We start from the raw sequence: 13,053 nt of genomic DNA on the forward strand, positions 1-13,053 counted from the left end.
CTGCGGCGCCCGGGGTGACTCCGGTGGATCAGATCGGATCCCAGTTGATCACATCGGGCGAGCGTTCGAGCTTGAAGAAGCTGCCCTGCATGGCCGGCATGGCGATCTCGGCCACGGTCTCGGGCGTCCAGCCTTCGCTGGTATGGACCGAGCGCACCGGGCGCGGCTGGCTCATCAGCATGATCTCGTTGGCGCGCACGGCAAAGATCTGGCCGTTCACCTGCTGCGCCGCGTCGCTGGCCAGGAACACCGCCACCGGGGCGATCTTGCCCGCCTCCATCTTCTGCAGCCGGGCCACGCGCGCCTTTTCCTCGGGCGTCTCGGCCGGGATCGAGCTGGTCATCCGGCTCCAGGCAAATGGTGCAATGCAATTCGACCGGACGTTGAAGCGCTGCATGTCCAGCGCGATCGATTTGGACAGCGCCGCGATGCCGAGCTTGGCCGCCGAGTAGTTGGCCTGCCCCAGGTTGCCGATCAGCCCCGAGGTCGACGTCATGTGCACGAACGCCCCACCCTCCTGGTCCTTGAAATAGCTGGCCGCCGCCCGGCTGACGAAGAACGTGCCGTGCAGGTGCACGTCGATCACCGACCGCCATTCCTCCTCGTTCATCTTGAAGAACATGCGGTCGCGCAGGTTGCCGGCGTTGTTGACCACGGCGTCGATGCGGCCGAAATTGTCCATCGCGCACTGCACGATGGCATTGGCGCCGGCCCACGTGGACACGCTGTCGGTGCTGGCCACGGCCTCGCCGCCGGCGGCCCGGATCTCCTCGACCACGCGCTGCGCCGGGCCGGCGTCGCCGCCCTCGCCGCTCATCGATACGCCAAGGTCGTTCGCCACCACGCGCGCGCCGGCAGCGGCCATGCCCAGCGCGATGCCACGGCCAATGCCGCCGCCCGCGCCCGTCACCACCACGACCTTGCCTGCCATCATTCCACTCATCTTTGCCTCCTTGGCTGCCGGATTACCGGGGTCCGGACTGGCCCCCGTTCTATTGCCGAGGCGGATACGATAAATTGGCGGCGCCGTTTGTGGAATTCTCGAATGACAAAAGCGGGCTTCACGCCCGCTGAACCCATGCACTACGACCTGACCGACCTGCGCCTCTTCCTCAATGTCGGGGAAACCGAGAACCTGACCCGCGCCGCGGAACGCAGCTTCCTGTCCCTGCCCGCCGCCAGCTCCCGCATCAAGCAACTGGAGGAAGCGTTCCAGACGCAGTTGCTGATCCGCCAGGTGAAGGGCGTCCGCCTGACGCCCGCTGGCGACGAACTGCTGCGCCACGCCCGCGAGGTGTTCCGCCAGCTGGAATGCCTGCACGCCGACCTGCGGCCCTATGCCAAGGGCGTCAAGGGCCGCGTCCGCCTGCTGGCCAACACCACGGCCACCAACTCGTTCCTGGCGCACGGGCTGTCGCGCTTCCTGTCCGAGAACCCCGATGTCGATGTCGAGCTGGAAGAACACCTGTCGGCCGACATCGTCTCGGCGGTGGGCGCCGGCGCCGCCGACCTGGGCATCGTGGCCGGAGAAGTGGCCACGGCCGACCTGGACGCCATGCACCTGTGCACCGACGAACTGATCGTCATCGCGCCCGTCAACCACGCGCTGCCGGCGTTCAAGGCGCTGCATTTCGCCGATCTGCTCGATACCTGCCGCTTCGTGGGCCTGAACCAGTCATCGGCGATCCAGTCGTTTCTGGACCGCATTGCCGGCGGCATGGGCAAGCGCATCAGCCTGCGCATTCAGGTCGGCAGCTTCGACGCGGTGTGCCGGATGGTGGAAGCCGGCGCGGGCATCGCCATCGTGCCGAACAGCTGCGCGCGCCGCTACGCCAGCCGCAAGGTGCTGCGGTTCATCAAGCTGGAAGACGACTGGGCCCGCCGCGAGCTGCGCCTGGTGCGCCGCCCCGGCCGCGAGCTGCCGCAGTTCGCGGAAACCCTGATCCAGTACCTGGCGGAAGCGGCAAGGCAGCCGGTGTAGAAACCGGCTGCCGCTGCCTCGTTGCTCCCTGGCCGGTTCAACCCATCAATCCGCCTTCACCCCCGCGGCCTTGATGATCGGCGACCACTTGTCGATCTCCGATGCCAGCCACGTGTGCAGCCCTTCGGGGGTCTGCTTGTCGGCCGGCACGATCACCGCGCCCAGTTCCGTCATGCGGGTTACCACGGCCTGGTCCTTGAGCGCCGCGCGCAGGGCGCCGTTGAGCTTGTCGATAACGGCCGGCGGCGTGCCCTTGGGGGCGTAGATGCCGTGCCAGACCTTGACCTCGAAGCCCTTCAGCCCGCCCTCGCGCAGCGTCGGCGTGTCCGGCAGCGCCGGAATCCGCTCGGTCGTGGTCACGCCGTACAGCTTGACCTTGCCGGACTTGATATGGGGCAGCGTCTGCGTGGTCTGGTCGCACAGGATGTCCACCTGCCCGCCCAGCAGCGCGGTCAGCGCCGGCGCCGTGCCCTGGTAAGGGATGGTCTGCAGGTCCACGCCGATCGCCTTCTGGAACAGCATGCCGCACAACTGCGACACCGCGCCCAGCCCCGCATTGGCCAGGTTCACCTTGGTCTGGTTCTGCTTGATGTAGCTGACCAGCTCGGGCAGCGTGCTGGCCGGCAGGTCGTGGCGGCCCAGCAGCGTCATCGGCACGTCGGCCACCTGGCCCACGAACGAAAAATCGGTCAGCGGCTTGTAGGGCAACTTGGAATAGAGCGCCGGCGCGGTGGCCATGCCGTTGTGGTGGATCAGGATCGTGTAGCCGTCCGGCGCCGACTTGGCCACGTAGGCGGCCGACACCGTGCCGCCCGCGCCCAGCCGGTTCTCGACCACCACGCTCTGGCCCAGCGACTTCGACATCGCCGCGGCCACCGAGCGCGCCACCACGTCGGTGGGGCCGCCGGCCGCGAACGGCACCACCATCGTGATGGGCCGCGACGGATACGGGTCGGCCGCGCGCGCCGTGCCTGGCGTCACCGCCACGGCGGCCACGCTCATGGCGGCCCAGGCCAGCCAGGCGGGCATCCGGGGGATCAGGGTGGGGAAAGGGATCATGCGGATCATGCGGGTCATGCGTCGTCTCCGGTCTGCGCGCGTGTCGCGCGTCTCTCGTTCGGGCTGCGAAATCATCCAGGTGCCAGCGTGAAAGCAAACGCCGCCGCACACAATTCCGATTTGCCGAAGGCTGGACACGGCGCCGGAAAAGCCACGGGATAACCCTGACCGGCCCAGGCAAACCCTAAGCCCCGCAAAAGCCGCGCTTCAGCAAATCCGAATAGGGCGGCCGGGGCGGCTCGGGGAATAATGGCCCCCACTCCCCGACATCGACCGGACATCGCCATGCAAGCAGCGCAGGACCCCGACCAGCTCTACCCCGAAATCCGCGAGGCCGTACGCGACCTCTGCGCGCAGTTCGACTCCGCCTACTGGCAGCGGATCGAGGAACACAACGGCTTTCCCGAGGAATTCGTCCAGGCCCTGACCCAGGCCGGCTGGCTGTCCGCGCTGATCCCGGAGGCGTATGGCGGCTCGGGCCTGCCGCTGACGGCCGCGTCCGTGATCATGGAGGAAATCAACCGCAACGGCGGCAACTCCGGCGCCTGCCACGGCCAGATGTACGTGATGGGATGCCTGCTGCGCCACGGCTCCGACGCCCAGAAGCAGCGCTGGCTGCCCGGCATCGCCTCGGGCGAACTGCGCATGCAGTCGATGGCCGTCACCGAGCCCACCACGGGCACCGATACCACCAAGCTCAAGACCACCGCCGTCCGCAAGGGCGACAAGTACGTGATCAACGGCCAGAAGGTGTGGATCTCGCGCGTGCAGCACTCTGACCTGATGCTGCTGCTGGCCCGCACCACGCCGCTGGACCAGGTGAAGAAGAAGTCCGAGGGCCTGTCCGTGTTCGTCGTGGACCTGCGCGAGGCCATCGGCAACGGCCTGACCGTGCAGCCGATCCGCAACATGGTCAACCACGAGACCAACGAGCTGTTCTTCGACAACCTTGAAATCCCGGCCGAGAACCTGATCGGCGAGGAAGGCCGCGGCCTCAAGTACATCCTCGACGGCCTGAATGCCGAGCGCATCCTGATTGCCGCCGAGTGCATTGGCGACGGCTACTGGTTCGTCGAGCGCGCCAGCGGCTATGCCCGCGAGCGCATCGTCTTCGACCGCCCCATCGGCCAGAACCAGGGCGTGCAGTTCCCGATCGCGCGCGCCTACGTCAACGTGGAAGCGGCCAGCCTGATGCGCTACAAGGCAGCGCAGCTGTTCGACGCCGGCAAGCCCTGCGGCAAGGAAGCCAACATGGCCAAGCTGCTGGCGGCCGATGCCTCGTGGGAAGCGGCCAATGTCTGCCTGCAGACGCACGGCGGCTTCGGCTTTGCCGCCGAATACGACATCGAGCGCAAGTTCCGCGAGACCCGGCTCTACCAGGTGGCGCCGATCTCGACGAACCTGATCCTGTCCTACGTGGCCGAGCACGTGCTCGACCTGCCGCGTTCGTTCTGATTCCGCCCCACTGCCCATGCCCACCGACCTCTACCCGACCCGCCAGCTCTGCGACTTCCTGGCGCGCCTGAAGCTCGAAGACGTACCCGCGCCCGTGGTGGCGCGCACGCAGGACCTGTTCCTCGACTGGATCGCGTCCGCCATCGCCGGCAAGGACGCCCCGGCCATCCGCCGCATCCAGGAATTCGCCGCCGCGATGGGTCCGTCCACCGGCGACGCCGAAGTCTTTGTCGACCGCCGCCGCACCTCGCCCTACTTCGCCGCGCTGATCAACGGCGCGTCGTCGCACGTGGTGGAGCAGGACGACGTGCACAACGGCTCGGTGCTGCACCCGGCCGCCGTGGTGTTCCCGGCCGTGGTGGCCGCGGCCCAGGCCGAGGGCAAGACCGGCGCCGACGTGCTGCTGGCCTCGATCGCCGGCTACGAGGCCGGCATCCGCATCGGCGAATTCATGGGCCGCTCGCACTACCGCGTGTTCCACACCACGGGCACCGTCGGCACGCTGGCCGCCGCCGCGGCGGTGGCCAAGCTCTACGGGCTGGACGCCGAAGGCATCAACCAGGCGCTCGGCTCCGCCGGCACGCAGGCCGCCGGCCTGTGGGAATTCCTGCGCGATGCCGCCGATTCCAAGCAGCTCCACACGGCCAAGGCCGCCGCTGACGGCCTGCAATCGGCCTGGCTGGCGCGCGCCGGCTTTACCGGGGCGAAGCAGATCCTCGAAGGCGCGCAGGGCATGGCCGCCGGCATGTCCAGCGACGCCAACCCCGCCGCGCTGACCGACGGCCTGGGCACGCGCTGGGCCACGGCCGAGACGTCGTTCAAGTTCTTCGCGTCGTGCCGCCACACCCACCCCGCCGCCGACGCGCTCAAGGCGCTGATGCTGCGCGAGGGGCTGCAGGCCGACCAGATCGACGCCGTGACGGCCCACGTGCACCAGGGCGCCATCGACGTGCTCGGCCCCGTGGTCAACCCGGTCACGATCCACCAGGCCAAGTTCTCGATGGGCACGGTGCTGGGCCTGGTGGCCGTGCATGCGCACGCCGGCCTGGGCGAGTTCGAGCAGCACGCGCTGCAGGACCCGCGCATCGCCGCATTCTGCAACCGGGTGTCGATGGCGCTCGACGACGAGATCAACGCCGCCTATCCGCGCCAGTGGATTGGCCGCGTGACCGTGCGCACCACCGACGGCCGCACGCTCGAAGCGCGCGTGGACGTGCCCAAGGGCGACCCCGACAACACGCTGTCGCGGCCCGAGCTGGAAGCCAAGGCCGTGCAGCTTGGCGCGTTCCGCCACGGCGCCAGCGAGGCCGAGATGCGCGCCATCATCGCGCGCGTCTGGCGCCTGGACCGCGAGGCGCACGTCAACGACTGGCTGCCCGCCGCCCAATGACCTCTGGAGCCACGATGACCACCCCTACGCTCGAACACCTGCGCGAATGGATCGGCCGCTCGGAAACGCGCACCGAGACGCTCGCCGCCGAACCCGTGCACGCGCTGGCCGCCACCTTCGACCTCGACGGCCCCGCCATCGCCGCGCAGCCGCTGCCGCCGCTCTGGCACTGGCTCTACTTCCTGCCGCGCGCGCCGCAGCACACGCTGGGCCCGGACGGGCACCCGGCGCTGGGCGGCTTCCTGCCGCCCGTCCCGCTGCCACGCCGCATGTGGGCCGGCGGCGAGCTGACGTTCCACCGGGGACTGTCGGTCGGCGAGACGGTCACCAAGACGTCGACGATTGCCGATGTCCAGCACAAGTCGGGCCGCACCGGCGAGCTGTGGTTCGTGGGCATCGACCACCAGTACACGGTCGACGGCGAAACCCGGCTGACCGAGCGCCACGACATCGTCTACCGCGCGATGCCCGAGCGCGGCCAGCCCCAGCCGCCGCGCCCCCGCCTGCCGCATGCGGCGCAGTTCGGCCGCACGCTCCAGGCCGATCCGGTGATGCTGTTCCGCTTCTCGGCGCTGACGTTCAACGGCCACCGCATCCACTACGACCTCGACTACGTGCGCGACGTGGAAGGCTATCCGGGCCTGATCGTCCATGGCCCGCTGCAGGCCATGCTGACGCTGGAGCTGCTGCGGCAGGCCCGGCCCCACGCCCGCGTGCGCCGCTTCGGCTTCCGGGGCGTGGCGCCGCTGTTCCACCAGGACACGGTGACCGTCGGCGGCATGGACGACCCCGCCACACCGGGCAAGGTCGTGCTCTGGACCGGCGACGACGCCGGCGGCCAGGCCATGTCGGCCTGGGCCGAGGTCGACCGCTGACGCTCAGCTTGGCAGCGGATTCACGGCGATCAGGTACAGCACGGGCTTGTTGGCGCTCTCCCGGCTGCTGAACTGGAACACCCGCCCCGCGCCCGCGCCGCGGATGCAGAACGCCACGGTGTTCCGCCCGGCGGCCAGCGCCTCGTTGACGGCCTGGGTGACCGTGAAGCCCCGGTACTGCATCGTGTTGTCGAGGTAGAGCGCGGCGCTGGTGCCGCTGCACGCCGGCGCGTTAGTGCCCGAGATCGTCTGCTCCGACCACGCCGTGGACACGCTGTACGCGTGGATGTTGACGGCCGACGTGTCGGTCACGTTGCCGCCGTCCACCAGCAGCACGTAGCGCGCCGCGAAGTCCGGCGGCAGCGCCGCCGCGCCCGACGGGAAGCGCACCTTGATGTAGATGGTCGACTCGGGCGTCGTGCCGCTGGCCTGCTCGGCGTACAGCGCGGGCTCCCCGCCCCGGTTGGTGGCGTCGCCGCTGCGCACGGTGGCATCCTCGGCCACCTCGTCATAGGCGTAGGCCACCTCCCGGTTGCACACGCGGCCCTTGTTCATGCAGTACTCGACCATGAACCGCGCCGCCTGCTCGCGCCATCCCATGAAGAAGTCGCCATGGGCCGTGTACAGCGACCCCCAGCGCTGGCGCACCACGTTGCCCTGCGCATCCAGCTCCGGATCGAGCGAAAGCTGCACGTTCGTCAGGTCCGTGATCTGCCCCAGCCGGTACGCGATGTTCATGTTCACCTCGGGCAGGTGCACCGGGTAGCCGGCCGGGCAGTTGCCGTCGTTGTCCGGGTAGGCCATGTTGTCGCGGCCGCCCATCACCGGCGCCAGCGTCCGGCCGTCCCAGCACGTGGGGAAGTTCATGCCGATGTTGAACTGCGTGCCGGTCTCCGGGTCGGGCTTGCAGTTGGTCGGGATCGTGTTGGTGTAGCCCCGGCCCGTGCACAGGAACGAGACGCGCGGGTTCGGCCCGCTGCCGGAATGGTCGCCGACCATCATCTGCAGCCCCAGCGGGAACGGCCGCACCGTCACCCGGCGGCTCGAAGGCACGGCCTGGTTCGTGTAGTAGGTCTTCTGGTACATCGGCGCCACCACGGTGCCGTCCGGCAGCCGCAGAGACGGCGCCCAGTAGCCCGACGCATCGGCCGCGTTCTCGCAGGTCGTGCCGGACACGCGCTGCAGCGTGCTGGCCGTGGTGTACGCGTTGGCCGTGGTGTTGCCGAAGAAGTCGTGCTGCATCGAGATGCCCGGCTGGCCCGGATAGACGATGGGGTCGTCGGGCAGCCGGTGCGAGAAATTGCAGACGATGTTGTTGCTGCCGTCGGTAAGCGTCTGCGTGGGCGGTGGCGTGTGCACGCAGCCGGGCAAGCCCGGCAGGCTCGCCAGCGCCGCCAAGCCAATCCATGCCTGCCTCATGATGACCTCCGTTGTGGCCGTTGGGGTGCCCCCATGCTGGGGGGCGCCAACGGTTGCCACAATGGAAGACGCTGGATCAGGTGGATCGGCGCGCGGTCAGATCACCAGTTCGATCAGGAACGGCCCCTTGCGCTGGTTGGCGCTGGCAAACAGGTCGTTGAACGCGTCCATCGTATCGGCGCGCGCGGCCTCCACGCCCATGCCGTTGGCCATCGCCACCCAGTCCAGGTCCGGGTTGCCCAGGTCCAGCATGTCCATCGCCGTCTTGCCGGGATTGGCGCCCACGCCGGCCAGCTCGCCGAGCAGGATGGCGTACTTGCGGTTGGCCAGCAGCACCACGGTCACGTCCAGCCGCTCGCGCGCCATGGTCCACAGCGATTGCAGCGTGTACATGCCCGAGCCGTCGGCCTGCAGCGCCACCACGCGGCGGCCCGGCGACGCGATGGCCGCGCCCGTGGCCAGCGGCAGGCCCGCGCCGATGGCGCCGCCAGTCAGCTGCAGCCAGTCGTGCGGCGCCGCGTGCACCGTGCCCGGATAGAACGCGCGGCCAAAGCTCACGCTTTCCTCCACCACCACGGCCTGCTCGGGCAGCAGCGCGGTCAGCGACTGCGCCACCGCTTCCGACGTGATCGCGCCGCGCGCGACTTCCGTGACCGGGGGCGTGGACGCGGGCAGCGCCGCGCCCCGTGCGCCCACTTCATCGGCCAGCCGCGCCAGTGCCTCGCCCAGGTCTTCCTCGGCGCGGGCCAGCACGTGGATCACCGCATCCTCGGGATACGGGCGCGGCGACTTGCCCGGATACGCGAAGAACGTGACCGGCGGCGGCGCGCCCACCAGGATCACGTTGCGGATGCCAGCCAGCTTCTGGCGCGCCGCGTCGCCCGAATACGGAATGCGGTCAACGGCCAGCCGGCCCCGGCCGCGCGTCACGCGGGCGTTCGACATCGGCGTGATCAGCCGCGCATCCGTGGCGGCGGCGACGCGGTGCGCATCGGCCAGCGCCGCTTCGCGCAGCGCCGCGCCGGCCAGCACGATCAGCGTCGGCTGGCCGCTGCGCAGCACGCGCGCAGCCTTCTGCACGGCATCGGGCGACACCTTCGGCACCGGCAGCGCGGGCAGCGGCCCGGCCACCTGGCCGCCGTCGTCCCAGCACACGTCGGACGGCAGGATCAGGCTCGCGATGCCGCCCGGCGCGCCGCGCGCGGCCTGCACGGCGGCGGCCGCATCGGCACCGACCGACGCCGCGTGCGTCGCGGTGCGCGTCCAGACCGACACCGGGCGGGCCCAGCCCTCGGTATCGGCCGTGAGCGGCGCATCGAGCGGGCGATGGTAGGTGGCCTGGTCGCCGACGATGTTGACGATCGGCGTCTGCGCGCGCTGCGCGTTGTGCAGGTTCGCCAGCCCGTTGGCCAGCCCCGGGCCGCAGTGCAGCAGCGTGGCGGCCGGCTTGTCGGCCATGCGCGCGTAGCCATCGGCCGCGCCGGTGACCACGCCTTCGAACAGCCCCAGCACGCAGCGCATGCCGGGAATGCGGTCGAGCGCGGCCACGAAGTGCATCTCGCTGGTGCCGGGGTTGGCAAAGCAGGTGTCCACGCCGCAGGCCAGCAGCGTCTTCACCAGGCTTTCCGCGCCGTTCATCTTGTCTTGAGTCTCCATCTGGGTATCCGTACGGGTTGGCGGTGTCAGGAAGGGTTGGCGAGCAGGTCGAAGTCCAGGCAGACGTACTCGGTGGGGAATTCGATGCGTGCGTAATAGACGATGACGTCGTCCACGCACGCGAAGCGGCGCAGCTCGGCCACCGGCGCGCCCACGGCCAGCGCCAGCGCGCGCGCGGCCTCGGCGCCGGCCGGCACGATGGTCAGCCGCTGGCGCGCCGCGCTGACCGTCAGGCCCGGAAACCGGTCGAGCACCGGCACCGACGCGCCCTGCCGGAACGCCTCGGGCTCGCGCGCAAAGACATCGGCGGCAATGTAGACCTCGCCCACGGCGAACGGCCGCCCGTCCACGCGGTGCGCGCGGTGCAGGAAGTGGTAGGCGTCGGCCCGGCGAAAGTCGCAGGGCATGCCCAGGTCGGTGGGCAGGCTGACGTCGGCCGTCGACTCGACAATGGCTTCGGTCGATAGCTGGCCGCCCACGGCCACGGCTTCGTGCCAGCTCGTCGGCAGCGCCATCGGGCGGCGCGCCCGGCCGGCGGCCTTGACGAAGGTGCCCCGGCCGCGCGCGCGGTCCACCAGGCCCTCGGCATCGAGCTGGGACAGCGCGTGGTGCATCGTCATGCGCGCCACGCCGTACTGGCGGCACAGCGCGTCGAGCGACGGAATCTGCTCGCCCGGCTGCCACGCGCCGCTTTCGATCTGTCGACGAAAGATCGTGGCGAGCTGCAGGTAGACGGGTTCGCGGCTGCGGGAAAGGAGTTCGTTGGCGTCCGGCATCGGTGGCGGCAGGCAGCCCCCCGCCGCACGCGGCACGCGTGGCGGGAGGGCCGATACCGGACTCTAGTAAAAGTCTAGGTAGCTAGACTACTAGGGTTTACGCCGCGCCGTTTCGCCCTGCAGGCCGCCAGGGATCAGGCGGCCGGGACGATGGCCGGCAGGCCGTCGTCGTTGCCGGCGGCGTGGGATGCCGGGTGCAGCGCATCGGCCACCGTATCGCGGATCAACGCCGCCAGCGCCTGCTTGCGCCGCCACGCCGACCGCTTCTTCGAGGCGATTTCGGCAATGTCGCGCTCGGGCGGCTGCGCCGGCATCTCGATGTTGCCATCGGGCAGCGCCACGCCGTGGTACTCGGCCCAGAAGCCTTCGTAGTCGCACTGGATCTGCCGCGCGTGCAGCCGGTGCCGTCCCACGTGGTTGGCGCGCGAGACCGCGACGATGCGGCGCGCGCCAATGCGCCGGGCAAACCCGAACAGCGCCTGCATCACCGCATCCTTGGGCCGCAGCCCTTCGCAGGCACGTGTGGACGCGCGGATCCAGTCGAGGCTGGCGTCATGCATCGGCCCCTGCAGGCCGCCGATGTAGATCTCGGGGCCGTCGGCACCACGCCGCAGATAGAAGGAGAGCTGCGACAGGCAGGCGCCGGTCGCCGTATCGGTCCAGTAGAACGCCAGCTCGCCCTCGCGCGTGTTCTGTCCGGCATCGGCCAGCCGCAGCGTGTAGGCGCCCTCGGCAAACGACCGTGTCATGCCACCGGACAGGTAGACGCTGTCGCAAACGCAGACGGGCAGCGTGTCGCGCACGGCCGCGTAGTGATCGAGCACCAGCCGCGCCCGCTCGGCAAAGCACAGCCCGTTGGCGCCGAGCGGCCGGTAAGGCCGTTCCAGCAGCACCGGCCGCGCGGTCACCACGCGCTGCAGCAGCGCGCACGACGCCGCCGCCCGCAGCCACGGCCGCGCGATCCGCCCGTGCAGCGCCGACAGCGCGACGAGCTTGATGCGGCGCGACAGCCATTTGCGGCTGCCCACCGGATAACAAAACCTGGAAACCGACGCCACGGCTGTCAGGTAACGGACGTACTGGCTCGGAAAAAAGTCAAAGATTCCCCCTGCCCGGGCTTTTGCAAGCCCTTGCAGACACGATACTGGCCCATGCACGACTGACTGCTCCCCTGTCTGGCGCGCCGGTCCTTCTGCGGAACCTGGTCGCGTGGTGTAGACCCTGCGTGCCGCGACCCGAAGCCGGGTGCAGCCGGCGGCCTGCCGTTTTTTCTTGTCGTGGGGAAGCAGGCCCGCTCGTAATCATTCGTAACGCGCCGAAATATTCCGCGTTGACGCCGTTACAAATTTGACAAGCCGTTGACATGGGCGGAGACAAACGAAAAGCGGCGGAGCCGAAGCTCCGCCGCCCTTGGTGCATGCCATGCGTGTCCGCGCACGACATCCAGCCGGCCCTTGCGGGCCCGGTGGCTTACCAGCGCGTGTCGCGCTCCCAGGCCTTCATCTCGTCCTCGACCTGTTCCTTCGTGTAGCCGTAGCGTTCCTGGATACGGCCGGCGAGCTGGTCACGCTTGCCGTTGATGACCGCGATGTCGTCGTCGGTCAGCTTGCCCCACTTTTCCTTGACCTTGCCCTTGGCTTGGTCCCATTTGCCTTCGATCTGGTCCCAGTTCATATCTGGCTCCTTCGTGTCAGTGGACTGCGGATCATGCAAAGCGCCAGCCGTCCGACTGGCGCCTTGCGATGGACTGTGGATGACGGATTACTTGTTGTACTTGGCCTTCACGTTGGCCTGGCACTTGTCCTTGGCATCGCCGGACATGGCATCGCACTTTTCCTTGTCAGCCTTGTAGGCGGCGTCGGCGGTGTCCTTGCGGGCGTCGGCGCGGGCCTCGGCCACGTCGGTGCTGGTGCCGGTGGCGGCAGCCTTCTCGACCTTGGCGCTGCTCAGGGCACGTTCGTGGGTAGCCTTGGCTTCCTTCACGCACACGTCCTTGTCGTTGCCCTTCTTGTCGTCGCACATTTCCTTGGCGACGTCGTAGTCACGGTCGGCCTTGGTCTTCAGGGCCTTGGCGTGGGCCTTCTCGGTGCCGTCGCGCTTGGCTTCGGCGTTGGCCTTGGCCACGTCGTGGTCACGCTTGGCTTCAGCCTTGCAGACGTCCTTGGCGTTGCCCGACTGGCCGTCGCAACGGCTCTTGGCGGTCTTGTAGTCCGCGTCGGCCTGCTTCACGGCGGCGTCATAGTCGGCTTTGGAGCCGGCCTGTGCGTACGCCACGCCCACCGGGGCGGCAACCATCAGCGAACAAACTGCTGCACTCAGCCACTTCTTTGCAATCATGTCGTGCTCCTTTTCTCGAGGTGGATACTGATCAGGCCCGGCAATCTCCGTGTGACTTGCACTGGATTGCGTTGTGGCCCTGCTGTAGTTGCAGGTTATGTTTTG

The 13,053-nt window shown here is 69.1% G+C and carries 12 protein-coding genes; 4 read left to right on the forward strand and 8 right to left on the reverse strand.

Going from position 1 to position 13,053, the window contains the following annotated elements:
• Positions 1–28: 28 nt before the first annotated feature.
• The gene (locus tag EHF44_RS20325) at positions 29–943 is read right to left on the reverse strand and encodes an SDR family NAD(P)-dependent oxidoreductase (RefSeq protein WP_124685530.1); all 915 of its coding nucleotides are present in this window, start codon (positions 941–943) and stop codon (positions 29–31) included.
• 135 nt (positions 944–1,078) lie between these two features.
• On the opposite strand from EHF44_RS20325, the gene EHF44_RS20330 reads away from it, so the two are divergent.
• Positions 1,079–1,981 (forward strand): LysR substrate-binding domain-containing protein, encoded by a 903-nt coding sequence (locus EHF44_RS20330; protein ID WP_124686693.1) that lies wholly within the window; start codon positions 1,079–1,081, stop codon positions 1,979–1,981.
• Positions 1,982–2,026: 45 nt separating this feature from the next.
• Here EHF44_RS20330 and EHF44_RS20335 read toward each other — a convergent pair whose 3' ends face one another.
• Positions 2,027–3,058: a tripartite tricarboxylate transporter substrate-binding protein gene (locus EHF44_RS20335; RefSeq protein WP_437340345.1), complete on the reverse strand. Its 1,032-nt coding sequence runs from the start codon at positions 3,056–3,058 to the stop codon at positions 2,027–2,029.
• A gap of 267 nt (positions 3,059–3,325) precedes the next feature.
• Between EHF44_RS20335 and EHF44_RS20340 the strand changes: the two genes are divergently transcribed.
• The 3 genes from EHF44_RS20340 to EHF44_RS20350 are packed head-to-tail and all read left to right on the forward strand — an operon-like array spanning position 3,326 to position 6,760.
• Positions 3,326–4,495: an acyl-CoA dehydrogenase family protein gene (locus tag EHF44_RS20340; RefSeq protein WP_124685531.1), complete on the forward strand. Its 1,170-nt coding sequence runs from the start codon at positions 3,326–3,328 to the stop codon at positions 4,493–4,495.
• A 16-nt stretch (positions 4,496–4,511) separates the two neighbouring features.
• Positions 4,512–5,885 (forward strand): MmgE/PrpD family protein, encoded by a 1,374-nt coding sequence (locus EHF44_RS20345; protein WP_124685532.1) that lies wholly within the window; start codon positions 4,512–4,514, stop codon positions 5,883–5,885.
• 14 nt (positions 5,886–5,899) lie between these two features.
• Entirely contained in the window at positions 5,900–6,760 is an 861-nt protein-coding gene (locus tag EHF44_RS20350) for an FAS1-like dehydratase domain-containing protein (RefSeq protein ID WP_124685533.1), read from the forward strand.
• Between the two features lie 3 nt (positions 6,761–6,763).
• Here EHF44_RS20350 and EHF44_RS20355 read toward each other — a convergent pair whose 3' ends face one another.
• The 6 genes from EHF44_RS20355 to EHF44_RS20380 form a co-directional block, all read right to left on the reverse strand.
• Positions 6,764–8,179: a DUF1996 domain-containing protein gene (locus EHF44_RS20355; RefSeq protein WP_124685534.1), complete on the reverse strand. Its 1,416-nt coding sequence runs from the start codon at positions 8,177–8,179 to the stop codon at positions 6,764–6,766.
• A 96-nt stretch (positions 8,180–8,275) separates the two neighbouring features.
• Entirely contained in the window at positions 8,276–9,817 is a 1,542-nt protein-coding gene (locus EHF44_RS20360) for an acetolactate synthase large subunit (protein WP_124686695.1), read from the reverse strand.
• Positions 9,818–9,861: 44 nt separating this feature from the next.
• Entirely contained in the window at positions 9,862–10,611 is a 750-nt protein-coding gene (locus EHF44_RS20365; protein WP_124685535.1) for a GntR family transcriptional regulator, read from the reverse strand.
• 134 nt (positions 10,612–10,745) lie between these two features.
• On the reverse strand, positions 10,746–11,639 hold the full coding sequence (locus EHF44_RS20370; protein ID WP_253700278.1) for a DUF535 family protein: 894 nt from the start codon (positions 11,637–11,639) through the stop codon (positions 10,746–10,748).
• 442 nt (positions 11,640–12,081) lie between these two features.
• Complete coding sequence (locus EHF44_RS20375; RefSeq protein ID WP_124685537.1) at positions 12,082–12,285, reverse strand: CsbD family protein; 204 nt, start codon at positions 12,283–12,285, stop codon at positions 12,082–12,084.
• 87 nt (positions 12,286–12,372) lie between these two features.
• Positions 12,373–12,945, reverse strand: coding sequence for a hypothetical protein (locus EHF44_RS20380; RefSeq protein WP_124686696.1), 573 nt, complete (start codon positions 12,943–12,945; stop codon positions 12,373–12,375).
• Positions 12,946–13,053: the final 108 nt, after the last annotated feature.

The sequence above is a fragment of the Cupriavidus pauculus genome (assembly GCF_003854935.1).
Lineage (GTDB): Bacteria > Pseudomonadota > Gammaproteobacteria > Burkholderiales > Burkholderiaceae > Cupriavidus > Cupriavidus pauculus_C.

Bases quoted from the DNA above. Each gene is read 5' to 3' on its own strand.
- EHF44_RS20325 (WP_124685530.1), bottom strand. From the start codon at position 943: ATGAGTGGAATGATGGCAGGCAAGGTCGTGGTGGTGACGGGCGCGGGC.
- EHF44_RS20330 (WP_124686693.1), top strand. From the start codon at position 1,079: ATGCACTACGACCTGACCGACCTGCGCCTCTTCCTCAATGTCGGGGAA.
- EHF44_RS20335 (WP_437340345.1), bottom strand. From the start codon at position 3,058: ATGACCCGCATGATCCGCATGATCCCTTTCCCCACCCTGATCCCCCGG.
- EHF44_RS20340 (WP_124685531.1), top strand. From the start codon at position 3,326: ATGCAAGCAGCGCAGGACCCCGACCAGCTCTACCCCGAAATCCGCGAG.
- EHF44_RS20345 (WP_124685532.1), top strand. From the start codon at position 4,512: ATGCCCACCGACCTCTACCCGACCCGCCAGCTCTGCGACTTCCTGGCG.
- EHF44_RS20350 (WP_124685533.1), top strand. From the start codon at position 5,900: ATGACCACCCCTACGCTCGAACACCTGCGCGAATGGATCGGCCGCTCG.
- EHF44_RS20355 (WP_124685534.1), bottom strand. From the start codon at position 8,179: ATGAGGCAGGCATGGATTGGCTTGGCGGCGCTGGCGAGCCTGCCGGGC.
- EHF44_RS20360 (WP_124686695.1), bottom strand. From the start codon at position 9,817: ATGAACGGCGCGGAAAGCCTGGTGAAGACGCTGCTGGCCTGCGGCGTG.
- EHF44_RS20365 (WP_124685535.1), bottom strand. From the start codon at position 10,611: ATGCCGGACGCCAACGAACTCCTTTCCCGCAGCCGCGAACCCGTCTAC.
- EHF44_RS20375 (WP_124685537.1), bottom strand. From the start codon at position 12,285: ATGAACTGGGACCAGATCGAAGGCAAATGGGACCAAGCCAAGGGCAAG.